The sequence below is a fragment of the Micromonospora sp. L31 genome (assembly GCF_052068075.1).
Lineage (GTDB): Bacteria > Actinomycetota > Actinomycetes > Mycobacteriales > Micromonosporaceae > Micromonospora > Micromonospora purpureochromogenes.
On the sequence record NZ_JBQHDC010000001.1, the window covers coordinates 967,212 to 988,487 of the forward strand.

Below are 21,276 nucleotides of genomic sequence, written 5' to 3' on the forward strand. Positions count from 1 at the left end.
GGTTACGGTGACACTGCACCGCGCGTGTCGGCGCGGCGGTGCCGCCCGCCCGGGTGGTGGAACGGCAGACACGGCCGCCTTAAAAGCGGCTGCCGAAAGGCGTGCGGGTTCGACCCCCGCCCCGGGCACCCTCAGCTTTCCCTCAGCCCGCGCACGGGCGCGCAGGTCGCTGGATGCGTTTACTCTTGTAGAGCACGTCGTGCGTGCGACGACCCCCTGAGGGAGGCCTGAGAAGTGAAGACCTCGAACCCGGTGCTGGCCCGGCTCGGCCAGGCGGCCGAGCGGGAGCGTTCCGCCGGGTACGCCCCGCCCGGGCAGTACGGCCACGGCCAGCCCGGTATTCCCCAGCAGTACCCGGGCCAGCCCGGTTACCCGGTGGCCCCCGCCGCCGGCACCATGACCATCGACGACGTGGTCGTCAAGACCGTCGCGCTCCTGGGCATCCTCGGCGTCTCCGCCGCGGCCGCCTGGGTGCTGGTCCCGGACGCGCTCCTCGGCCCGGCGTGGATTGGCGCCGCGATGGTCGGCCTGGTGCTCGGCCTGATCATCTCGTTCTCCCGGATGGCGAACCCGGCGCTGGTCGTCGCGTACGCCGTCGTCGAGGGTGCCTTCGTCGGCCTGGTCAGCAAGGCGTACGAGACCGCCTTCGAGGGCATCGTGCTCCAGGCCGTGGTGGCCACCTTCGGTGTCTTCTTCGTGATGGCCATGCTCTACAAGGCGAAGGTCATCCGGGCGACCCCGAAGTTCGTCAAGGGCATGATCGCCGTGATGGCCGGCCTCTTCGCCGTCATGCTGATCAACTTCGTGCTGGCGGTCTTCTTCGACTTCAACACCGGCCTGCGCGATGGCAGCCCGTTGGCCATCGGCTTCAGCCTGGTCTGCATCGTGGTCGCGTCGCTGAGCTTCGTGCTCAGCTTCAAGGAGGTCGAGGACGGCGTCCGGATGGGGCTGCCCCAGCGCTACTCCTGGACGGCCGCGTTCGGCATCGTGGTCAGCCTGGTCTGGCTCTACCTGGAGCTGCTCCGCCTGATCAGCTACTTCCAGGGCGACGACTGACCGTCGCAGCCCCTCGGCGCCCGCCACCGCGACCCGCGGCGGCGGGCGCCGTCGTCTGTGGGGCCCGTCGCGGCCCCACCTCGGCCCGGCCGTTTCCCCGCCGCCGCCGGCCCGTCCGGGGGAGAGTGACACCAGGGGTATCCCCGGCGAGGAGGTGGCGGGTGCGCAGCGCCAACCCGGTCCTGGACCGGCTGGACGACAGCAGCCGGGAGCACCGGCTGCCCGGTGCGGGTGGCGCGGAGGCGGTGACCGTCGACGACGTGGTGGTCCGTACCGTCGGGCTGCTGCTGCTCACCGGCGCCACCGCGGCGGTGGCCTGGGTGGTCGTGCCGCAGGCGGTGTGGGTCCCGGCGGCGCTGGCCGGCACCGCCCTGGCCGGCATCGCGCTGCTCCTGGTGATCTCGCTGCGCGGCATCACCCACCCGGTCCCGATCATCGGGTACGCCCTGCTCCAGGGGGTGCTGCTCGGGGTGGCCAGCCGGGCGTTCGAGCTGGTCTACCCGGGCATCGTCGCGCAGGCGGTGGTGGGCACCTTCGGGGTGTTCCTCGGGATGGCGGTGCTCTACCGGGCCCGGCTGGTCCGGGCCACACCCCGGCTCGCCCGCCTGGTGATCGGCACGCTGATCGGGCTGCTCGCGGTCAGCCTGGTCAACCTGGTCTTCCGGCTGTTCACCGGCCGGCAGGGCGTGGAGATCTACAGCATCTCCGGCCAGGTCGGCTGGCTGCCGTACGTCTTCTCGGCGGTGGCGATCATCGCCGGGGCGCTCAGCTTCATCCTCGACTTCGACCAGGTGGAGCGGTCGGTCCGCACCGGCCTGCCCCGCCGGTACGCCTGGCTCTGCGCGTTCGGGCTGCTGGCCGGGCTGATCTTCCTCTACTGGCAGATCCTGCGGCTGCTGAGCTACCTGCGCCGCTGAGCGGGCGCGGGGCGGGGCCCGCCGTAGACTCGGCGGCGATGAGCGCAGCGGAGTTGGACCGGGCGGTGGAGCTGCTGGTCCGTCAGGTGGGGCACTGGCAGCAGCCGCGGTGGGCGGCGATCGCCGAGGGGGGCAACGTGTCCCGTGCCGACCTGGTGCACCGGCTGGTGCAGGAGCTGGCCAACCTCGGCGCGGACGCCGAGGGAGAGCCGCGTCGGAACGTACCCCGGTTGGACAACGACCTGGCGCTGGTCGACCAGCTCCGGGTGGTGGCGGCCGACCTGGTCGCGGCCGGGGCGCCCGACGCGACGCTGGCCCGGGCCGCCGCCGAGGTGGCGGCGACCCGCTCGGCGCTCTGACGCCTCACTTCTTCAGCCAGCGGCGCACCTTCCGCCGGCGGGCCCGGTCCCGGGCGGCGGGGATCGCCCGCAGGTCCCGATCGGCCGCCGTGGCCTGCCGGGCGTGCAGCAGCCCGTAGGTGAAGGTGTTCTCCCCGTCGGCATACGCGCGCAGCGCCTGGCGTCGCAGCACCTCCCGGGTGACCACCGAGTCGTGGTGCGTGCCGAGCAGGTCCTGGAGGTCCTTGAGCCGTTCCACCAGGGCGGCGGCGCGCCGCCCCGCGTCCGGCTCGCGCACCTCGACGGCGTACCGGGCGGCCTTGTACGCCTTGCGCGCCTCGTGCAGCGCGACGTCCGCCTCCTGCGTCCGTTGCCCGTCGAGAGCCCGGTCCAGCCGGTCGTCGGCGCGGGTCACCGCCCGGCGGACCCGGCGGGCGACCCACCGCGCGTCGACGGCCCGGGCGGGCGGTGCCTCCAACAGCCGGTCCAGTCCGGCCAGCAGCTCGGTGTAGCGGTCGGAGTCCAGCGTCCGGACCAGCTCGTCGAGGGCGGTGGCGAGGTCGGCGGCGAACCGCTCCGAGATGCGCGCCGCGACCGGGCCGAGGACCAGGTCGGCGGGCTCGGCACGGACGGCGTCGGTGAGCCGGGCGGCCATCACCTGCGCGTCGCGGACCGGCCCGAGCTGGCCGCCCAGCCAGCGGAGCTCGGCGCGCAGGGCCTCGCTGCGCGGACGGTCCCAGCGGCCGCGGAAGGTGCGCAGCGTGGCCCGCAGTCGCCGGACGGCGACCCGCATGTCGTGCACCGCGTCCTCGTCACCGTGCCGGGCCCCGGGATGGTTCGGGATCAGCACGTCGCGCTGGCTGAGGGCGTAGTGGGCGACCGGGTCCGCCGGGTCCGCGTCGGTGGCGGCGGCGAGCCGGCCGGCGAGGGCCCGGTGGGACTTGGAGACGGGAACCGGGCGGGCGCCCGCCTCGCGCAGCCGCGACTGCACCGCGTCGAGCAGCCGGTCGTCGCCGTCGACCAGCTCGACCTCGATCTCCCGCCACGCCTGCCGCTCGCCGGTGACCAGGTCCCGCCCGTCGACGGTGTCCTCGGCGACCTCCGCCAGCACCCGGCCCGCTGCGTCCAGCAGCCGTCGTTCCACCCGGTGGGTGGTGATCCGGGCCGCCGGCTGGACCGCCTGCCCGCGGGAGGCGGCCCGGAACAGCCCGACCAGCTCCGCCGGCGGGTCGAGGTCGTCCGCGGCGGCCGGGAACTGGTACTCGGTCCGGGCGCCCCCGGCCGCGCCGACCTTCAGGTGCCAGCCGGCGTCGTGACCGCCGGTCCGCCGGCGCAACGCGAAGCCGCTGCGCGCCAGCCGCAGGTCCGGGGTGTCCAGGTAGACCGCGTCCAGGTCGAAGGCGGTGGCGTCCGACATCGTCGCGACGCCACCGCACCCCGTCAGGTCCGGTAGCCGGAAGCCCTCGTCGGCGGAGTACTTGCGTTCCCGCTCCACCACCCTCGCCATGCGGATCCGATACCCGCGCGCACGACCGGCGAACCGGGAATCAGCTGAGCCGCTCCAGCACCATCGCCATGCCCTGGCCGCCACCGACGCACATGGTCTCCAGGCCGATGGTCTTGTCGTGCCACTCCAGCGAGTTGAGCAGCGTGCCGGTGATCCGGGCGCCGGTCATGCCGAACGGGTGGCCGACGGCGATCGCGCCGCCCATCACGTTGACCTTCTCCTCCGGGATGCCGAGCTGCCGGTAGGAGGGGATCACCTGCGCGGCGAACGCCTCGTTGATCTCGACCAGGTCGACGTCGTCGACGGTCATGCCGGCCCGCTTGAGGGCCTGGCGGGACGCCTCGACCGGGCCGAGGCCCATGATCTCCGGCGACAGGGCGGTCACGCCGGTGGAGACGATCCGGGCCAGCGGGGTGAGTCCGAGGTCCTTCGCGCGCTGGGCGCTCATCACCACGACCGCTGCGGCGCCGTCGTTGAGCGGGCAGCAGTTGCCGGCGGTGATCCGGCCGTCGGGGCGGAAGACCGGCTTGAGCCCGGCGACGGCCTCCAGGGTGACCCCGGCGCGCGGGCCGTCGTCGGTGCTGACCACGGTGCCGTCCGGCGTGGTGACCGGGGTGATCTCGCGGGCCCAGAAGCCGTCGGCGATCGCCTTCTCGGCGAGGTTCTGGCTGCGGACGCCGAAGGCGTCCATGTCCTCGCGGGTGACGTCGTACACCTGGGCGAGGTTCTCGGCGGTCTGCCCCATCGTCAGGTAGATGTCGGGGAGCTGGCCGGCCTCGCGCGGGTCGGCCCACACCTCGGCGCCACCGGCCGCGCGGGCCTTGGAGCGCTCCTGCGCCTCGGCGAAGCGGGGGTTCTCCCAGCCGCCGCCGACCAGCGCCTGCGCCTCCGGCGGGAGGGTGTCGGAGTTGCCCCGGGCGTACCGGGAGACCGTCTCGACGCCGGCGGAGATGAAGACGTCGCCCTCACCGGCGCGGATCGCGTGCATCGCCATCCGGGTGGTCTGCAGGGACGAGGCGCAGTAGCGGGTGAGGGTGGCGCCGGGCAGGCCGTCCAGGCCCATCAGCGTGGCGACCACCCGGGCCATGTTGAAGCCCTGCTCGCCGCCGGGCAGGCCGCAACCGAGGTAGAGGTCCTCGACCTCGGTCGGGTCGAGCCCGGGGATCTTGTCCAGCGCGGCCTGGACGATGGTCGCGGCGAGGTCGTCGGGGCGGACCTCGCGCAGCGAGCCCTTGAAGGCGCGACCGATGGGGGAGCGGGCGGTGGCGACGATGACGGCGTCGCGGGACGACTCAATCGGCATGAGCCAACGTTAACTCGCCGGTAACTTGGCGCGGAAGCTGCCGGGGCGACGGGAAATGTCACCCTGGGCTCCCGCCCGCCCGCCGCCCGCTCAGTGGCGGGAGGCGCTGGTGGCCGCGGCGGCCACCGCCGGCAGCAGGGCGTGCGCCCAGACCCGGTAACCGTCGGCGGAGGGGTGGAAGCCGTCGGGGCAGAAGGTCCCGGCGTCGGCGCGGAACACCGGCCCGGTCTCGGCGCCCAGGTCGACCACGCTGCCGCCGGCGTCGAGCACGGCCGTCGTCTGCGCCCGGGCGGTCCGCCGCCCCGACCAGCCGAGCACCTGCCGCAGCGGCTGCGCGACGGCGCGGACCGCGCCCAGGTCCGGACAGGTGCCGACCACCACCTCCACCCGCGCGTCGCGCAGCCGGCGCACCGCCGCGCCGAGGTACGCCGCGGCCTCGCCCGGCCGGCGCATCGCGGTGGCGTCGTTGGCGCCGATCAGGATCACCGCCACGTCGGGGCGCTCGCCGAGCAGCGCCCGGGCCACCTGGGTGGCCAGGTCGGTGGAGCGGGAGCCGGAGACCCCCACGCTGGACAGGTGCACCTGCCGCCCCGTCGGCCCCTCGGCCAGCAGGTGGGCCAGTTGCCCGCCAACGGTCTCGTCGAAGCGTTCGACCCCCACGCCGAGCGCCGAGGAGTCACCCAGCAGCACCAGCCGCAGCGGCGGCGCGCCGGCCCGGCCGACCGTGGCGCGCAGCGCCAGGCCCAGCTCCGGCTGGGCGTAGCTGCGGTTGCGGGCGGCGACGGCCTGCCCGGCGAGCACCGCGGCGCCGCCGATGGTGCCCGCCACCAGGGAGAAGGCCGCCGCCTTGCCGAGCCGGAGCGCCAGCTCCGCACCGATGCCGCGTTCGGTCATGACGACACCTCCCCGTGCGGGACGTCGCGCCGGCAGGCGCGCTCCTGGCGGCGGTCGGCACGGGGCTCCGCCGCGCGGGGCCCGGTGGTTCGCTCGCTCATGCCGATCCCTCCAGTGTGGGTGAGTCGGTGGCGGGACCGGGTTGCGGCACCGCGCCGACGCCGAAGAAGGCCCGCCGGCGCAGATGGGCCCAGCGGCCGGCCGGCCCGCGGTCGCGACCCCGGACCTGGGCGCCGCTGACCTCCGTCCCGGCGTGCCGGGCCGCCTCCTGGGCGGCCTCCGGCAGCGACCGTACCCCCTCGCCCCGGACCGGCACCGGCCTGCGTTCCGCGCCGGCGCCCAGCGCCGAGATGACGGTGGGCAGCAGCGCGGCGGCGGCCACCGCGTACCCCTCCGCGGACGGGTGGAACCGGTCCCAGGCGAACATCCGGGTGGGTTCGGCGACGAACCGGGGACCGAGCATGTCGCCGAGGGAGACCGTCCAGCCGCCCGCCTCGACCACCGCCACCGTCTGGGCGGCGGCCAGCTGCCGGCTCCACCGCCGGGCCAGCCAGCGCAGCGGCGGCTGGATCGGCTGGATCGCGCCGAGGTCGGGGCAGGTGCCGACGACCACCTCGCAACCGGCGGCCCGCAGCGCGCGGACCGCCTCGACCAGATAGCGCACCGCCAGCGCGGGCGGGGTGCGGTTGGTGACGTCGTTGCCGCCGATCAGGATCACCGCGACGTCCGGGTCGCACTCCAGCGCCGACTCGACCTGCGGCCTGAGCCCGGCGGAGAGCGATCCCACCACGGCGAAGCGGTGCACCCGGACCGGCCGGTGCAGCCGTCGGGACAGCCCGGTGGCGAGCAGCGCCCCCAGGGTCTCCCGGCGCCGGTGCACGCCGTAGCTGGCCGCCGACGAGTCGCCGAGCACCACCATGGTCAGCGGGCGGCCGGGGCACTTCGCGCCGTAGACGCCGTCGCAGCGGGGTGGGGGCGCCTCGGCCATCGGGATGGTGCGCCGGGCCTGGCGGGCCTGACCGAGCAGCACCCCGCCGGTCGCGACGAACGCCGCCGCGGTGGCGCCCGTGCCGATCGCCGCCATCCGGGCGATCTGGCGGGCGCGGTGCCAGCGCGGACCCGGTACGACGGAACCAGCCACCCCCATACCGCCACGTTATCGCGCCGGCCCGACACGCCGCTCTCCTCGGGCTGGCCGGTTCGTGCCTGGGAAGCGCCGCTTCTGGGTACCTGTCCGGTGACGGCGACGGCGACGGGCACCGGAGGAGCAGGTCGCGGCGGGCTTGCGCACCCGCGTCATGCTGGTCGGGCGGAAAGGGGTCGGACGAGATGAGCAGGACGTTGAAGCGGAGCGCGGCGTTCACCGCGCTGTTCCGGGCACTGACGGCGGGCGCCCGGGGCGGGCCCTCGCTGGGCGCCCGGCTGGCGGCGCTGCCCCGGATGATCAGGGCGACCGCCCGGGGCGAGTACGACGGCGGCCTCCGGCTGGCCATGATGACGGCGGCGACGGCGTACGTGCTCTCGCCGGTGGACGTGGTGCCGGAGCTGTTCCTGACCATCTTCGGCCTGGTGGACGACGCGGTCATGGTCACCTGGCTGGCCGGCAGCGTGCTGGCGGAGACCGAGCGCTTCCTGGAGTGGGAGGCGCGTCGCAGCTCCGTCATCCCCGGGCAGATGATCCCCTGACGGCACGTACCCTGGGCGACGAACGAAACGTCTGCCCGGCCGCCGACGCCGGCGCCGCAACGAAGGGCACAACGAGGTGCAGTACTACGACAACGTCGTCGAGTTGATCGGCAACACCCCGCTGGTACGGCTGCGCAACGTCACCGAGGGCATCCAGGCCACCGTGCTGGCGAAGGTGGAGTACCTCAACCCGGGCGGTTCGGTGAAGGACCGGATCGCGCTGCGGATGGTGGAGGACGCCGAGGCCGCGGGCATCCTCAAGCCGGGCGGCACCATCGTCGAGCCGACCAGCGGCAACACCGGCGTCGGGCTGGCCCTGGTGGCGCAGCTCAAGGGCTACAAGTGCGTCTTCGTCTGCCCGGACAAGGTCAGCCAGGACAAGCAGGACGTGCTGCGCGCGTACGGCGCCGAGGTGGTGGTCTGCCCGACCGCCGTCGCGCCGGAGGACCCGCGCTCCTACTACAACGTCTCCGACCGGCTGGCCCGGGAGATCCCCGGCGCCTGGAAGCCCAACCAGTACAGCAACCCGGCCAACCCGCGCTCGCACTACGAGACGACCGGCCCGGAGCTGTGGAAGCAGACCGAGGGCGGGCTGACCCACTTCGTGGCCGGCGTCGGCACCGGCGGCACCATCTCCGGCATCGGGCGCTACCTGAAGGAGGCCTCCGAGGGCGGGGTCAAGGTCATCGGGGCGGACCCGGAGGGTTCGGTCTACTCCGGCGGCACCGGCCGGCCGTACCTGGTCGAGGGCGTCGGTGAGGACTTCTGGCCGGAGACGTACGACCGGGGCGTCGCCGACGAGATCATCGAGGTGTCGGACAAGGCCTCGTTCGAGATGACCCGGCGGCTGGCCCGCGAGGAGGGGATGCTGGTCGGCGGCTCCTGCGGGATGGCCGTGGTGGCCGCCCTCGAGGTGGCCCGCAAGGCCGGCCCGGACGACGTCGTCGTCGTGCTGCTGCCGGACAGCGGCAAGGGCTACCTGTCGAAGATCTTCAACGACAACTGGATGGCCCGGTACGGCTTCCTGGACAACTCGGGCACCGAGCCGACCGTCGCCGACGCGCTCGCCAGCAAGCCGGGCGGCCTGCCCGAGCTGGTGCACGTGCACCCCACCGAGACGGTCCGCGACGCGATCGACTACATGCGCGAGTACGGCGTCTCGCAGCTGCCGGTGCTCAAGGCCGAGCCGCCGGTGGTGACCGGCGAGGTGGCCGGTTCGATCGCCGAGAAGGACCTGCTCGACGCGCTCTTCACCGGGCAGGCGCACCTGCACGACACCATCGAGCGGCACATGGCCGAGCCGCTGCCGATGATCGGCGGCGGGCAGCCGGTGAGCGAGGCGGTCGGCCTGCTGGAGAAGTCCGACGCGGCGCTGGTGCTGGTCGACGGCAAGCCCAAGGGCGTGCTCACCCGGCAGGACCTGCTCGCCCACCTCGGCGCGCGCTGACCCGACGACGTACCGCGGGGCCTCCTCCTGTCGGGGGGAGGCCCCGCGTCGTCGTACCGGGCGTCGGCCACCTCGGCGTGATCGTCTTCTCGGCGGACTCCGACCGGGACGGGGCGTGACTGCTCAGCGGCCCAGCTCGGTCGGCACCGCGACCACGTCGACGAGGGCGCCCCGGCGCAGCACGGTCACCGGCAGCCGGGTGCCGATCGCCGGGCCGAGCATGAGCCGTTGCAGGCCCTGGCCGTCCCGGACCGATCGCCCGCCGGCGGAGAGGATCACGTCACCGAGGTAGATCCCGGCCTGTCCGGCGGGGCTGCCCGGCACCACCTCGACCACCCGCAGGCCACGGCGCTGGCCGGTGCGCTCGGCGACCTCCGGTGGCAGCGGCACCGGGACGCCGGCCACCCCCAGCCAGGCCCGGCGCACCCGGCCGTTGGCGATGAGGTCGTCGACGATCTGCCGGGTGGTGGCATTGATCGGCACGGCCAGCCCGAGGCCGTAGCCGGCGACGGCGGTGTTCACCCCGATCACCCGGCCGGCCGAGTCGGCCAGTGCGCCGCCGGAGTTGCCGGGGTTGAGCGCGGCGTCGGTCTGGATGACGTCCTCGATGAGTCGGGTGACCCGGCCGTCGCGGGCAGGCAGCGACCGACCCAGGCCGGACACCACCCCGGCGGTGACCGAGCCGGCCAGCCCCATCGGGTTGCCGACCGCGACCACCAGCTGGCCGATCCGCAGGGTGTCCGCGTCGCCCAGCTCCACCGGCGGCACGGTCGCCTCGTCCACCCGCAGCACCGCCAGATCGGACAGGGGATCCGCCCCGACCACCCGGAAGCGCGCCTCGGTGCCGTCGCCGAAGGCGGCCGAGCCGTCCCGGGCGCCCTGCACCACGTGGGCGCTGGTCAGCAGCAGGCCGTCGGTGCCCACGGTGATCGCGGAGCCGGCGCCGGCCCCGCGCGCGGTCCGCACCGACAGGGCGGCCACGCTGGGCAGCACCCGGGCCGCCACGCCGGTGACCACCCGGGAGTACGCGTCGAGCGCGGCGTCCTCCGCCCGCTCGGTGTGATCGGTGTCCATGAACCCGGCAACGCCGTCGCATCGACGGGCATGCCCCGATCAGCTCAGAGCGAACGGGGCGGGTCAGAGCGGTCGGGCGTACCGGACCTGCGGGACGACGATCGGGCCGAAGTGCTCGTCGCGCCGGGTGCCCTCCGGCGTCCAGCCGCCGCGCTCGTAGAAGCGACGCGCGTCGAGGTTCTGCGCCAGCACCCAGAGCACCGCCCCGGACCAGCCGCGCGACCGCATGGCGTCCAGCGCGTCGACCATCAGCTCGCGGCCGGTGCCCCGGCCCCGCTCGTCGGGGTCGAGGTGGATGGCGTTGAGCAGGCCGGTGGCCGGATCGCCCTCGTCGTCCGGGCCCAGGTAGCTGAAGCCGACCAGCCGGCCGTCCCGCTCGGCCAGGGTCATCCGGTGGTCGTCACGCTCCCAGCCGAACCGCTCGACCCAGTACCGGCCCATCGCCTCGGCCGACGGGTCGGCCAGCGCCTCCGCCGGCAGGAACGAGGAGTACGCGGCCACCCGCGACCGCCGGTGCAGGGCCCCGACCGCCATCAGGTCGTCGACGGTGGCGGGGCGCAGCGTGAGGGTCATCCGGCCGAGGCTACCCGGCGGGGCGGGACCGGCACGGTGGTCAGGTCCTCGGCGATGACCAGGTCCCCGGCGAAGTGCCTGCGGGCCTCGTCGGCGAAGCGGCGCAGGTCGCTGTACCGCTGGGAGAAGTGGGTGAGCACCAGCTTGCGTACCCCCGACTCGGTCGCCACCCGCGCGGCTTGAGCCGCGGTCAGGTGGCCGGCCTCGGCGGCCAGGGCGGTCTCCGACTCCAGGAAGGTCGACTCGATGACCAGCAGGTCGGCGTCTTCGGCGAGGGCGTACACCGCGTCGCAGAGCGCGGTGTCCATCACGAAGGCGAACCGCTGGCCCGGTCGGTTCACGCTCACCTCGTCCCGGGTGACGCGCCGCCCGTCCAGGTCGAGGTGGCCGACGCGGAGCAGCTCCCCGACCGCCGGCCCGGCGATCCCGTACGCGGACAGCCGCTCCGGCAGCATCCGGCAGCCGTCCGGCTCCACCAGCCGGTAGCCGTACGTCTCGATGGAGTGCCGCAGCCGGCGGGCCTCCAGCGTGCCCCCGCGCACGGTGATCCGCTGCCCGTCCGCCTCGATCGGCTCGACGACCAACTCGGCGGTCTCGTGGAAGGAGGTCGCGTGCCGCAGCCGGGCGAAGTACTCGGCGCCGCCGGCCGGGAAGTGCACCGCCACCGGATGTTGCACCCGGTCCAGAGAGAGCCGCTGGATGATGCCGGGCAGACCGAGGCAGTGGTCGCCGTGGAAGTGGGTGACGCAGATCCGGGTCAGGTCGGTGGCGGTGACCCCGGTGTGCAGCAACTGCCGCTGGATGCCCTCGCCCGGGTCGAGGAGGATCACCTCGTCGTCCCAGCGCAGCACGTACCCGTTGTGGTTGCGCTGCCGGGTGGGGGCCTGGCTGGCCGTCCCGAGCACCACCAGCTCGCGCATGGACAAGGCGGCCTCCCCGCTGAACTGACCGGTCCGGCCGGGCCGGACATGAAGCGACCCCCGGGGCTTCCGCGCTCGCGCGCGGGCCGGCTGGACTGGGCCGGCACCCCGGGGGTCGGGTGGCTGTCGTGGTTTCGCCGCACCGCTGCCACACGGTCTCGACGATGGTGCAGATGCCCGCCTCGCGGCGGACGGGTGTCACTGTCGAGGACAGCGGCTAGCGGACAGCCACCTCACGAGTCCGATTGCTATACAAGTCTGGACCACCTCCTTTCCCGTGTACGGCCACGCTATCCAGTCCCGCCGGGCACCGGCAACGGATTTCGATCACAGCCCGGACGGAAATGCGTCGGGCCCGCCCCGCCCGCCGACGGGCAGCGGTCGCCGGCGGGATCAGGAGGCGTCGGCGATGCCGATCGGGCCCTCCCGGGGGCCCTCCTCGCTGGCCGGCTGCACCGCCAGCGACGGGAAGTCGGCCAGGTCTCCCGCCGGCTCGGCGTCCCACTCCGGGAAGACCAGGTCGCTCTGGAGGTAGAGGCAGAGGAGCTGGGTGAGGTGGCGCAGCCCGTCCAGGTGGGTGCGCTCGTGGCCGTGGGTGGCGTCCACGCCGAAGCCGAGCAGCGCCACTCGGGCGTGCGCGCCGGCCTCGACCGCCGCCGCCACGTCCGAGCGGTAGTAGTCGAAGACGTCCCGGACCAGGTCGACGCCGTGCTCTCGGGCGATCGAGGCGAGGTTGCGGGTCAGGTGGTAGTCGAACGGGCCCACCCCGTCGCCCATCGCCAGGGTGGCGGCGTCCTCCCGGGACTGCTGGCCGGGGGCGACCACCGCCGCGTCCACCGAGACGATCTCGGCGACGTCCGGGTCGAGGCCGTGGCTCGCGCCGTGGCCGATCTCCTCGGTGACGGTGACCAGCAGGTGCGCGGTGACCGCCGGGGTGATCCCGGCGTCGACCATCGCCTTGAACGCGGTGAGCACGGCGGCCACGCCGGCCTTGTCGTCCAGGTGCCGCGACTTGACGTACCCGCTCGGGGTGATCGTCGGGTTGGGCAGGAACGCCACGAAGTCGCCCGCGTCGATGCCGAGCGCCCGCAGGCCGGCGATGTCGTCGACCGGCTCGTCGAGCCGTACCTCGACGTGCTCCCAGCCGACGCCCTGCACGTCGACGTCGTCGTTGTAGCGGTGCCCGCTGGCCTTCAACGGCAGCACCTGACCGGTGATCACCCGGTCCAGGTCGTCGGTGAAGACCCGGACGTGCGCGCCCTCGGCGAACCGGGCGCTGTGCGTGCCGATGGTCTTCAGCTCCAGCCGGCCGTTCTCCTTGAGCCGCTTCACCATGCCGCCGATGGTGTCGGTGTGCACCACGATCGCCCGGTCGGCGCCGGTCTGGCGGGGACCGGGCAGGCAGGCGCTCAGCGCCCCGCGCCGGGTCAACGTGGAGGAGATGCCCAGCGCGGAGAGCCGCTCGCCGACGTACTGCTGCACGTGGTCGGTACGCCCCGACGGGCTGGGGATCTCCAACAGCTCCAGCAGCACCTGGCGCAGGTAGGCCAGGTCGATCTCCAATGGCTTCGGGCTCACGCGGCGGCTCCCGGTCCGGCCGGGCTCCAGAGCCGCTGCGGGGCGCGGGTGCCGGGGAAGAGCAGGTCGACGAAGCGCTCAGCGGTCGGCTGCGGCTCGTGGTTGGCCAGCCCGGGCCGCTCGTTGGCCTCGATGAAGACGTGTTCCGGCCGGTCCGGCGCCGGCACCAGCAGGTCCAGCCCGGTCACCGGGATGTCCAGCGCCCGGCTCGCCGCCACGCAGGCCTCGGCGATCGCCGGGTGCAGCTCGGCGGTCACGTCGTGGATGGTGCCGCCGGTGTGCAGGTTGGCCGTCCGGCGGACGGCCAGCACCTCGCCCTCGGGCAGCACGTCGTCCATCCGGTACCCGGCCTCCGCGACCACCTCGCGGGTCATCTCGTCGACCGGGATGCGGGACTCGCCCCCGGTGGCGGCGGCCCGGCGGCGGCTCTGCCGGTCGACCAGCGCGGCGATGTCGTGCACCCCGTCGCCGGTCACCTGCGCCGGCCGGCGGACGGCGGCGGCCACCACCTCGTGGTCGATCACGATCACCCGCAGGTCCTCGCCGTCGCGCAGCTCCTCGATCAGCACGTCCGGGCAGAACCGCCGGGCCAGCTCGACCGCCGTGGTCAGCGCCTCGGCGGTGCGCACGCCGACGGTGATGCCGTTGCCCTGCTCGCCCCGCGCCGGCTTGACCACCACCGGCCCGGCGTCGGCGAGGAAGGCGAGGTCGTCCGGCCCGCCGGTGGCGGTCCGGCCGCGCGGCACGGAGAGCCCCGCCTCGCTGAGGATCCGGCGGGTGACCCGCTTGTCGTCGCAGCGGCTCATCGCCACCGCCGAGGTCAGCTCGGACAGCGACTCGCGGGTGTGGATGGTCCGGCCGCCGTTGGTCAGCCGCAGTTCCCCCCAGCGCGGGTCGGTGACCTCCACCCGGATGCCGCGCCGCATCGCCTCGTCGGCGACGATCTTCGCGTACGGGTTGAGGTCGTCGTACCCGGCCGGGGTGGCGGGCAGGAAGAGCCGCTCGTTGATCGGGTTCTTCCGCTTCACGCAGAGCGTGGCGGTGCGGTGGAAGCCGAGCCGCTCGTAGAGCCGGATCGCGCCGGAGTTCTCGGCGAGCACGGACAGGTCGACGAAGGCCCGCCCCCGCTCGTCGAGCCGGTCGGCCAGCCCGGTCAGCAGCGCCTGGCCGGTGCCGGGCGGCGCGGTGTTGAAGTCGACGGTCAGGCACCAGAGACTGGCGCCGTTCTCCGGGTCGGCGAAGACCGCCACGTGGTCCACGCCGGTGATGGTGCCGACGATCTCGCCGGTGGCGGCCTCGGCGACCAGGTGCAGGAAACGGTCGGTGCCGGCGTTGTCGACCAGCACGTCGACCGGCGCGGTGACCATGCCGTTGCGGGCGTAGATCCGGTTGACCGCGTCCGCGTCGTCGGCGTCGCGCAGCGGCCGGATCACCAGGCCGGGGATCTCGCCGTCGCCGTCGGTGGCGGCCGGACGCCGCTCGCCCAGCGGCAGCCGATAGGTCAGCGACGGGTCGATGAACAGCTCGTCCGGGAGCCGGGACACCAGCACGTGCGGGTCGCGCAGGTAGATGCAGATGTCCCGGGCGCCGGCCGCCTCGGAGCGCAGCACGTCCGCCACCGCCGCCTGGTCGGTGAAGGTCTGGCCGAAGACCAGCCGCCCCCAGCCGCAGTCCAGCACCACGCCGGCCCCGTCGGTGCTGTGCGGGCGGGGTGCCGGCGTGCCGGGCGCGACCGGGTCGCCACCGGGGCCGATCCGCTCCCGGTGTCGGCCCGGCACCCGTTCCCGGTCGGTGGTCGTCACCGTGTCGGTCATGGTCAGTCGATCCCGTGGCTCTGGAGCCACATTTCCAGGAGTCCCAGCTGCCACAGCTTGTTTCCGTTCAACGGGGTCAGTTCGGCGTTCGGGTCGTCGAGCAGCGCGTCGACGTAGTCGGCGCGGAACAGGTCGCGGCGGCGGGCGGCCGGCGCGGAGAGCGCGTCGCGTACCCGGTCGAGCAGCTTGCCCTCCAGGTGGGTGAGGCCCGGCACCGGGAAGTAACCCTTGGGCCGGTCGATCACCTCGTGCGGCAGGACCCGGCGGCCGATCTCCTTGAGCACGCCCTTGCCGCCCTGGGCCAGCTTCAGCTCGGGCGGGCAGCTCGCGGCCAGCTCCACGAACTCGTGGTCCAGGAAAGGCACCCGGGCCTCCAGCCCGTGCGCCATGGTCATGTTGTCGACCCGCTTCACCGGGTCGTCGGTGAGCATGATCTGGGTGTCGATCCGCAGGCCGGCGTCGACCGCGGTCTGCGCCCCCGGCCGGGCCAGGTGCGCCGCCACGAACTCCCGCGCCGGGTCGCCGTCGGCCAGCCGGTCCGGGTTGAGCACCCGCGCCAGGCCGGCCGCGTCCCGGTCGAAGAACGCCTTGGCGTACGTCTGCAGCGCCTGCTCCCGGTCGATGCCGGCCAGCGGCGGGTACCAGTGGTAGCCGCCCAGGATCTCGTCGGCGCCCTGCCCGGACTGGACCACCTTGACGTGTCGCGACACCTCCTGGCTGAGCAGGTAGAAGGCGACGCAGTCGTGGCTGACCATCGGCTCGCTCATCGCCGCGACGGCCGCCTCCAGCGGCGGTACCAGGTCGCCGGCGGCCACCTTGAGCTGGTGGTGGTCGGTGTCGAAGGTCTTCGCGACCAGGTCGGAGTAGACGAACTCTTCGCCCTCCCGGCCGCCGACGGAGTCGAAACCGATGGAGAAGGTGGACAGCCCGGACTGCCCCTCGTCGGCCAGCAGCGCGACCACCAGGCTGGAGTCCAGCCCGCCGGAGAGCAGCACGCCGACCGGCACGTCGGCAACCATCCGGCGGCGCACGGCGGTGGTCAGCGACTCCAGCAGGGCGTCCTGCCAGTCCTGCTCGGACCAGTCGGCCCGCTCGGCGGCCCGGGTGAACGACGGGTCCCAGTAGACCCGCTCGTGGGTGCGGCCGTCGGGCTCGTAGACCCGCACGGTGGCCGGGGGCAGCTTGGTGACGCCGCGCAGGATGGTCCGCGGCGGCGGCACGATGCTGTGGAAGCTCAGGTAGTGGGCGAGCGCCACCGGGTCGATGGCGGTGTCCACGCCGCCGCCGGCCAGCAGCGCCGGCAGGGTGCTGGCGAAGCGCACCACGCCCGGCGTCTCGGCCAGGTAGAGCGGCTTGATGCCGAGCCGGTCCCGGGCCAGCACCAGCCGGCCGGTGTCCCGCTCGGTGATCGCCACTGCGAACATGCCGATCAGGTGGTCGACGAAGTCGAGCCCCCACTCGGCGTACGCCTTGACGACGACCTCGCTGTCGCCGGAGGAGAAGAAGCGGTACCCCTTGGCCTGAAGTTCCTCGCGCAGCTGGCGGTAGTTGTAGATGCAGCCGTTGAAGACGCCGGTCAGGCCGGCGGCGGCGTCCACGATCGGTTGGCCGCTGGCCGCGGAGAGGTCGATGATCTTCAGGCGTCGATGTCCGAGCGCTGTCGGTCCCTGGGACCAGACCCCACTGTCGTCCGGGCCTCGGTCACTCATCGTGGCCGCCATGCGCTCCACGGCCGACACGTCGGCCCGTGAACCGTCACGGCGAAACTCTCCCGCAAGTCCGCACATGCGAGCCCATGCTGCCAGAGGTTGTTGCAGTTCGCCTGTTGAGACGATGACAGTCGGGTGACGCTTCGCTATCATACGCCGCTACCGTCGGTAGCCACCGCCCCGGGCTGGCGGTTCCGGTGCTGCCGGCGACCTATGCCGGAAATGTGCCGGGCCTGCGGTGTGAGGAACACCGCAGGCCCGGTATCGGACATTCCGGTCGGTCAGCCGGTCGTACGGGCCACGCCGACCGGGCAGCTCAGCCCGTTGGGGCCGTGGTTGCAGTACCCGTTCGGGTTCTTCGTCGGGGCGAGGTACTGCTGGTGGTAGTCCTCGGCGAAGTAGTAGTTGCCCAGCGGCGCGATTTCCGTGGTGATCTCGCCCTTGCCGGCCCGCGCCACGATCGGCGCGAACGCGTCCCGCGACGCCTCCGCGGTCGCCCGCTGCTCGTCGGTCGTCGTGTAGATCGCGGAGCGGTACTGGGTGCCCACGTCGTTGCCCTGGCGCATGCCCTGGGTCGGGTCGTGGTTCTCCCAGAAGACCTTCAGCAGGTCCTCGTAGCTGATCTTCGCCGGGTCGTAGACCACCTGGACCGCCTCGGCGTGCCCGGTCATCCCCGAGCAGACCTCCTCGTACGTCGGGTTCGGCGTGGTGCCGCCCGCATAGCCGGCGGAGGTGGTGATCACCCCGGGCAGGGTCCAGAACAGCCGCTCGGCACCCCAGAAACAGCCCATGCCGAAGACGGCGACCTGGGAACCCTCCGGGAACGGACCCTTCAGCGTCGACGGCAGCACCTCGTGCCGGTCACCGATCGGCATCGCGATCGGGCGACCCGGCAGGGCCTGGTCGGGGGTGGGCAGTTCGGCCTTCATGCGGCGAAGGAACACGGTGGGACTCCTCTCGTACCTCTCCCCGCCTGCAACACCGCCGGGCCCCGGTTCCTTACCCGGGCCTGCCGGAATCAGGCAGCGGCGGGCGAGAGGGCGGCGGCGACCCGGTCGGCGTACCCCTGCGCCTCGGCGTCGTCGGAGTAGCGGGTGCGCGGCCAGAAGAAGCCGCGCAGGCCGTCGCCCTTCGTCCGGGGCACCACGTGGGTGTGCAGGTGCGGGACCGACTGGGACACCCTGTTGTTCATCGCCACGAACGTCCCACCGGCCCCCAGACCGGACTCCACCGCCACCGCGAGCCGCTGGACCAGGCCGAAGTAGCCGGGCAGCGCCGGGGCCGGCAGGTCGGTCAGGGTGATCAGGTGGGTGCGGGGCACCACCAGCACGTGGCCCTTGAACACCGGCCGGGTGTCCAGGAAGGCAACCCCGTCCGGCTCGTCCGCCACCCGGAACGCCGGCACCTCGCCCGCCACGATCCCGCAGAACACGCACCCGCTCACCCGGGCAGCGTAATGCCGGAACGGGGGGGGCGCCCGCCCCCGCGACACGGGTCGATGGGCGTACGCCGCGGCGGGTGGCGGGGCGGAGTCCGGGTGTGCCCCACGCTCCCTGTGGAGCTGACGTCGTAGACGATTCACCCACCCCCGGCACCCGCCGGTCGTCTCCCAGTGAACGGCAGATCCGGGGAGACGTACCGCGGGTGCATCTGTCGTCGTCCCAGCGCCAAGAGACGCGCCCAAAGGAGACGGCGGCGGCGGTGACCGGCTTCACCGGGTGCGGGTGCGGGTGCGTCGCCTCGGGGTGGCCGATGCGGGCCGTGAATCGTCTACGTCATCAGCTCCACAGGGAGCGTCGGGCACACCCGGACCGCGCCCGACGGGGGAAGCGGGGCGACCCGCGGCCGGGTTCCGCCCGTCCCGGTGGACCGGCGGACTAACGTCTCGGGAATGAGTCACGGCTTCGAGACGCTCGCCATCCACGCCGGCCAGGACCCCGAGGCCCGCACCGGCGCGGTGATCCCACCGATCTACCAGACCAGCACCTACGCCCAGGACGCCGTCGGCGCGCCTCGGCACGGCTACGAGTACAGCCGCTCCGGCAACCCCACCCGGGACGCGCTCCAGGAGTGCCTCGCCGCCCTGGAGGGCGGCCCCGTGGCGCTCGCCTTCGCCAGCGGCCTGGCCGCCGAGGACACCCTGCTGCGCACCGTCTGCAAGCCGGGCGACCACGTGGTGATCCCGGACGACGCGTACGGCGGCACCTACCGGCTCTTCGCCCGCGTCGCCGAGCGCTGGGGGCTGGACTACACCCCGGCCAAGGTCTCCGACACCGACGCCGTGCGGGCCGCCATGCGCGCCACCACGAAGATCGTCTGGGTGGAGACGCCGACCAACCCGCTGCTCGGCATCGCCGACATCGCCACCCTGGCCGCCGTCGCGCACGACGCCGGGGCGCTGCTGGCGGTCGACAACACCTTCGCCTCGCCGTACCTGCAGCAGCCGATCGCGCACGGCGCGGACGTGGTGGTCCACTCGACCACCAAGTACATCGGCGGACACTCCGACGTGGTGGGTGGCGCGCTGATCGCCGCCGACGCCGGACTCGGCGACGAGCTGCGCTACCACCAGAACGCGATGGGCGCGATCAACGGGCCCTTCGACGCCTGGCTGACCCTGCGCGGCATCAAGACCCTCGGGGTACGCATGGACCGGCACTGCGACAACGCCGAGCGGATCGCCGCGTACCTGGACGGGCACGCCAAGGTCGCTGAGGTGATCTACCCGGGCCTGCCCTCGCACGCCGGTCACGAGGTGGCCGCCAAGCAGATGCGCCGGTTCGGCGGCATGATCTCCTTCCGCGCCACCGGTGGCGAGGAGCACGCCGTGGAGATCTGCAACCGGGCCAAGCTCTTCGTGCTCGCCGAGTCGCTCGGCGGCGTCGAGTCCCTGATCGAGCACCCGGGCCGGATGACACACGCAAGTGCTGCCGGCTCGCCGCTTGAAGTTCCCGGCGATCTCGTGCGACTGTCTGTCGGCATCGAGACGGTCGACGACCTGCTCGCCGATCTGGAGCAGGCGCTGGGCTGACCGCTGGCTGGGGAGGGTGGCCGTGCAGGACATCATGCCGACCTGGGTCGGAGCGACCGCCAAGCAGATCGCCCGGGGCGTACGCCGGGGCGATGTCTCGGCCACCCAGGTCGTCGCCGACCACCTGGACCACATCGCCCGGGTCGACGCCGACCTCGCCGCGTTCCGCACGGTACGCGGCGGGGAGGCGATCACCGAGGCGGAGAAGGTCGACGAGCAGGAGGACCTGGCCAACCTTCCGCTGGCCGGGGTGCCGGTGGCGGTCAAGGAGAACACCGCCGTCGCCGGCGTAGCCACCTGGAACGGCTCGGCCGCCTGCCGCACCCCGGTCGCCGAGGCCGACCACGAGGTGGTCCGGCGGCTGCGCGGCGCCGGCGCGGTGATCCTCGGGCTGACCCGGATGCCGGAACTGGGCCTCTGGGCCCTCACCGACGACGAGTCCGGGATCACCCGCAACCCGTGGGACACCCGCCGCACCCCCGGCGGCTCCTCCGGCGGCGCCGCCGCCGCGGTGGCCGCCGGGCTGGTGCCGATCGCGCACGGCAACGACGGGCTCGGCTCGATCCGGATCCCGGCGGCCTGCTGCGGCCTGGTCGGCCTGAAGCCGGGCCGGGGCGTGATCCCCACCCAGCTCGGCGCGGAGGACTGGTTCGGCCTCACCGAGCACGGGATGCTCACCACCACGGTGGCGGACGCCGCGGTCGGCTTCCAGGTGCTCGCCGGGCGCCGGGCCGACAAGCTGGTCCCACCGCCGCGGCTGCGGGTCGGTGTCTCGCTGCGCTCCCCGGTGCGCGGCGTCTCGCCGGACGCCCCCAACCGGGACGCGGTGGCCGCCGCCGGCCGGCTGCTCGCCGCCGCCGGCCACGACACCGTTCCCGCCGACCCGGTCTACCCGACCGCGCTCGGCCTGCAGGGCATCGCGACCTGGTTCGCCGCGGCCGCCGCCGACGTGCGTGCCGCCGGGATCGCCCGACGTGACCTTCAGCGGCGCAGCCGCCGGCACGTCGCGCTCGGCGAGTGGGCGCAGCGGCGGGGGTACGTCCGGGAGGCCGACCGGGCCGCCTGGCGCGACCGCTCGATCAACTTCTTCACCGACCACTCGGTGGACCTGCTGCTCACCCCGGCGCTGGCCGGTCCGCCGCCGGAGGCCGCCGCCTGGTCCACCCGGTCGTGGGTCGCCAACATGAAGGCCAACATCCGGTACGCCCCGTACGCGGCGCCCTGGAACATCGCCGGCCTGCCGGCCATCGTGGTGCCGGTCGGCCGGCGCCCGGACGGCCTGCCCGTCGGCGCGCAGCTGATCGGCCCGCCCGGCTCGGAGCTGCTGTTGCTCTCCGTCGCCGGGCAGTTCGAGATGCAGGCGCCGTGGACCCGGCACGCCCCCGGCTATCCCCGGGTCGGAACGGGGTCACCGGCCGCCGCATGATCG

The 21,276-nt window shown here is 73.8% G+C and carries 19 protein-coding genes and 1 tRNA gene; 8 read left to right on the top strand and 12 right to left on the bottom strand.

The genetic code is table 11. The features are described 5' to 3' along the window. Positions 1–47 precede the first annotated feature (47 nt). From ACTMS9_RS04755 to ACTMS9_RS04770, 4 genes are all read left to right on the top strand, one after another. Positions 48–128: transfer RNA gene (locus ACTMS9_RS04755), tRNA-Leu, on the top strand. Between the two features lie 106 nt (positions 129–234). Continuing rightward, positions 235–1,056 (top strand): Bax inhibitor-1/YccA family protein, encoded by an 822-nt coding sequence (locus ACTMS9_RS04760; RefSeq protein WP_441147178.1) that lies wholly within the window; start codon positions 235–237, stop codon positions 1,054–1,056. A gap of 161 nt (positions 1,057–1,217) precedes the next feature. After that, complete coding sequence (locus ACTMS9_RS04765; RefSeq protein ID WP_441164205.1) at positions 1,218–1,973, top strand: Bax inhibitor-1/YccA family protein; 756 nt, start codon at positions 1,218–1,220, stop codon at positions 1,971–1,973. 38 nt (positions 1,974–2,011) lie between these two features. Beyond that, the gene (locus tag ACTMS9_RS04770; RefSeq protein ID WP_179803143.1) at positions 2,012–2,332 is read left to right on the top strand and encodes a hypothetical protein; all 321 of its coding nucleotides are present in this window, start codon (positions 2,012–2,014) and stop codon (positions 2,330–2,332) included. A 4-nt stretch (positions 2,333–2,336) separates the two neighbouring features. Here ACTMS9_RS04770 and ACTMS9_RS04775 read toward each other — a convergent pair whose 3' ends face one another. From ACTMS9_RS04775 to ACTMS9_RS04790, 4 genes are all read right to left on the bottom strand, one after another. Next, on the bottom strand, positions 2,337–3,818 hold the full coding sequence (locus ACTMS9_RS04775) for a CYTH and CHAD domain-containing protein (protein WP_441164206.1): 1,482 nt from the start codon (positions 3,816–3,818) through the stop codon (positions 2,337–2,339). 40 nt (positions 3,819–3,858) lie between these two features. Further along, the gene (locus tag ACTMS9_RS04780; RefSeq protein ID WP_441147170.1) at positions 3,859–5,121 is read right to left on the bottom strand and encodes an acetyl-CoA C-acetyltransferase; all 1,263 of its coding nucleotides are present in this window, start codon (positions 5,119–5,121) and stop codon (positions 3,859–3,861) included. Between the two features lie 90 nt (positions 5,122–5,211). Continuing rightward, complete coding sequence (locus ACTMS9_RS04785) at positions 5,212–6,015, bottom strand: SGNH/GDSL hydrolase family protein (RefSeq protein WP_280837763.1); 804 nt, start codon at positions 6,013–6,015, stop codon at positions 5,212–5,214. A 97-nt stretch (positions 6,016–6,112) separates the two neighbouring features. After that, a complete protein-coding gene (locus ACTMS9_RS04790) occupies positions 6,113–7,162 on the bottom strand; it encodes an SGNH/GDSL hydrolase family protein (RefSeq protein ID WP_441147168.1) in 1,050 nt (349 codons plus the stop codon). A gap of 182 nt (positions 7,163–7,344) precedes the next feature. Here ACTMS9_RS04790 and ACTMS9_RS04795 point away from each other — a divergent pair, with 182 nt between their 5' ends. Both ACTMS9_RS04795 and ACTMS9_RS04800 read left to right on the top strand, forming a co-directional pair. Next, positions 7,345–7,701 carry a YkvA family protein gene (locus ACTMS9_RS04795; protein ID WP_441147166.1) on the top strand — a complete coding sequence of 119 codons (357 nt, stop codon included), beginning with the start codon at positions 7,345–7,347 and terminating at the stop codon, positions 7,699–7,701. A gap of 76 nt (positions 7,702–7,777) precedes the next feature. After that, complete coding sequence (locus ACTMS9_RS04800; protein ID WP_441147164.1) at positions 7,778–9,148, top strand: cystathionine beta-synthase; 1,371 nt, start codon at positions 7,778–7,780, stop codon at positions 9,146–9,148. A 123-nt stretch (positions 9,149–9,271) separates the two neighbouring features. Here ACTMS9_RS04800 and ACTMS9_RS04805 read toward each other — a convergent pair whose 3' ends face one another. From ACTMS9_RS04805 to ACTMS9_RS04840, 8 genes are all read right to left on the bottom strand, one after another. Further along, a complete protein-coding gene (locus tag ACTMS9_RS04805) occupies positions 9,272–10,222 on the bottom strand; it encodes a S1C family serine protease (RefSeq protein WP_441164207.1) in 951 nt (316 codons plus the stop codon). Between the two features lie 63 nt (positions 10,223–10,285). After that, positions 10,286–10,795 carry an N-acetyltransferase family protein gene (locus tag ACTMS9_RS04810; protein ID WP_441164208.1) on the bottom strand — a complete coding sequence of 170 codons (510 nt, stop codon included), beginning with the start codon at positions 10,793–10,795 and terminating at the stop codon, positions 10,286–10,288. Beyond that, complete coding sequence (locus ACTMS9_RS04815) at positions 10,792–11,721, bottom strand: ribonuclease Z (protein WP_441147160.1); 930 nt, start codon at positions 11,719–11,721, stop codon at positions 10,792–10,794. Before ACTMS9_RS04815 ends, ACTMS9_RS04810 begins: the two co-directional genes overlap by 4 nt. 387 nt (positions 11,722–12,108) lie before the next feature. Beyond that, positions 12,109–13,293 (bottom strand): osmoprotectant NAGGN system M42 family peptidase, encoded by a 1,185-nt coding sequence (locus ACTMS9_RS04820; RefSeq protein WP_441147159.1) that lies wholly within the window; start codon positions 13,291–13,293, stop codon positions 12,109–12,111. Further along, positions 13,290–15,107 carry an N-acetylglutaminylglutamine synthetase gene (ngg, locus tag ACTMS9_RS04825; protein WP_441147157.1) on the bottom strand — a complete coding sequence of 606 codons (1,818 nt, stop codon included), beginning with the start codon at positions 15,105–15,107 and terminating at the stop codon, positions 13,290–13,292. Before ngg ends, ACTMS9_RS04820 begins: the two co-directional genes overlap by 4 nt. A 2-nt stretch (positions 15,108–15,109) precedes the next feature. Then, positions 15,110–16,894 (bottom strand): N-acetylglutaminylglutamine amidotransferase, encoded by a 1,785-nt coding sequence (locus ACTMS9_RS04830; protein WP_441164209.1) that lies wholly within the window; start codon positions 16,892–16,894, stop codon positions 15,110–15,112. 203 nt (positions 16,895–17,097) lie between these two features. Then, positions 17,098–17,760: a peptide-methionine (S)-S-oxide reductase MsrA gene (gene msrA, locus ACTMS9_RS04835; RefSeq protein WP_441164210.1), complete on the bottom strand. Its 663-nt coding sequence runs from the start codon at positions 17,758–17,760 to the stop codon at positions 17,098–17,100. 74 nt (positions 17,761–17,834) lie between these two features. Further along, a complete protein-coding gene (locus tag ACTMS9_RS04840) occupies positions 17,835–18,260 on the bottom strand; it encodes an HIT family protein (protein WP_441164211.1) in 426 nt (141 codons plus the stop codon). A 447-nt stretch (positions 18,261–18,707) separates the two neighbouring features. On the opposite strand from ACTMS9_RS04840, the gene ACTMS9_RS04845 reads away from it, so the two are divergent. Next, a complete protein-coding gene (locus ACTMS9_RS04845) occupies positions 18,708–19,847 on the top strand; it encodes a cystathionine gamma-synthase (protein WP_280837777.1) in 1,140 nt (379 codons plus the stop codon). Positions 19,848–19,863: 16 nt separating this feature from the next. Continuing rightward, on the top strand, positions 19,864–21,273 hold the full coding sequence (locus tag ACTMS9_RS04850; protein ID WP_441164212.1) for an amidase: 1,410 nt from the start codon (positions 19,864–19,866) through the stop codon (positions 21,271–21,273). Positions 21,274–21,276: the final 3 nt, after the last annotated feature.

Bases quoted from the DNA above. Each gene is read 5' to 3' on its own strand.
- ACTMS9_RS04775 (WP_441164206.1), bottom strand. From the start codon at position 3,818: ATGGCGAGGGTGGTGGAGCGGGAACGCAAGTACTCCGCCGACGAGGGC.
- ACTMS9_RS04845 (WP_280837777.1), top strand. From the start codon at position 18,708: ATGAGTCACGGCTTCGAGACGCTCGCCATCCACGCCGGCCAGGACCCC.
- ngg (WP_441147157.1), bottom strand. From the start codon at position 15,107: ATGACCGACACGGTGACGACCACCGACCGGGAACGGGTGCCGGGCCGA.
- ACTMS9_RS04770 (WP_179803143.1), top strand. From the start codon at position 2,012: ATGAGCGCAGCGGAGTTGGACCGGGCGGTGGAGCTGCTGGTCCGTCAG.
- ACTMS9_RS04795 (WP_441147166.1), top strand. From the start codon at position 7,345: ATGAGCAGGACGTTGAAGCGGAGCGCGGCGTTCACCGCGCTGTTCCGG.
- ACTMS9_RS04785 (WP_280837763.1), bottom strand. From the start codon at position 6,015: ATGACCGAACGCGGCATCGGTGCGGAGCTGGCGCTCCGGCTCGGCAAG.
- ACTMS9_RS04790 (WP_441147168.1), bottom strand. From the start codon at position 7,162: ATGGGGGTGGCTGGTTCCGTCGTACCGGGTCCGCGCTGGCACCGCGCC.
- ACTMS9_RS04830 (WP_441164209.1), bottom strand. From the start codon at position 16,894: ATGTGCGGACTTGCGGGAGAGTTTCGCCGTGACGGTTCACGGGCCGAC.
- ACTMS9_RS04805 (WP_441164207.1), bottom strand. From the start codon at position 10,222: ATGGACACCGATCACACCGAGCGGGCGGAGGACGCCGCGCTCGACGCG.
- ACTMS9_RS04780 (WP_441147170.1), bottom strand. From the start codon at position 5,121: ATGCCGATTGAGTCGTCCCGCGACGCCGTCATCGTCGCCACCGCCCGC.
- ACTMS9_RS04810 (WP_441164208.1), bottom strand. From the start codon at position 10,795: ATGACCCTCACGCTGCGCCCCGCCACCGTCGACGACCTGATGGCGGTC.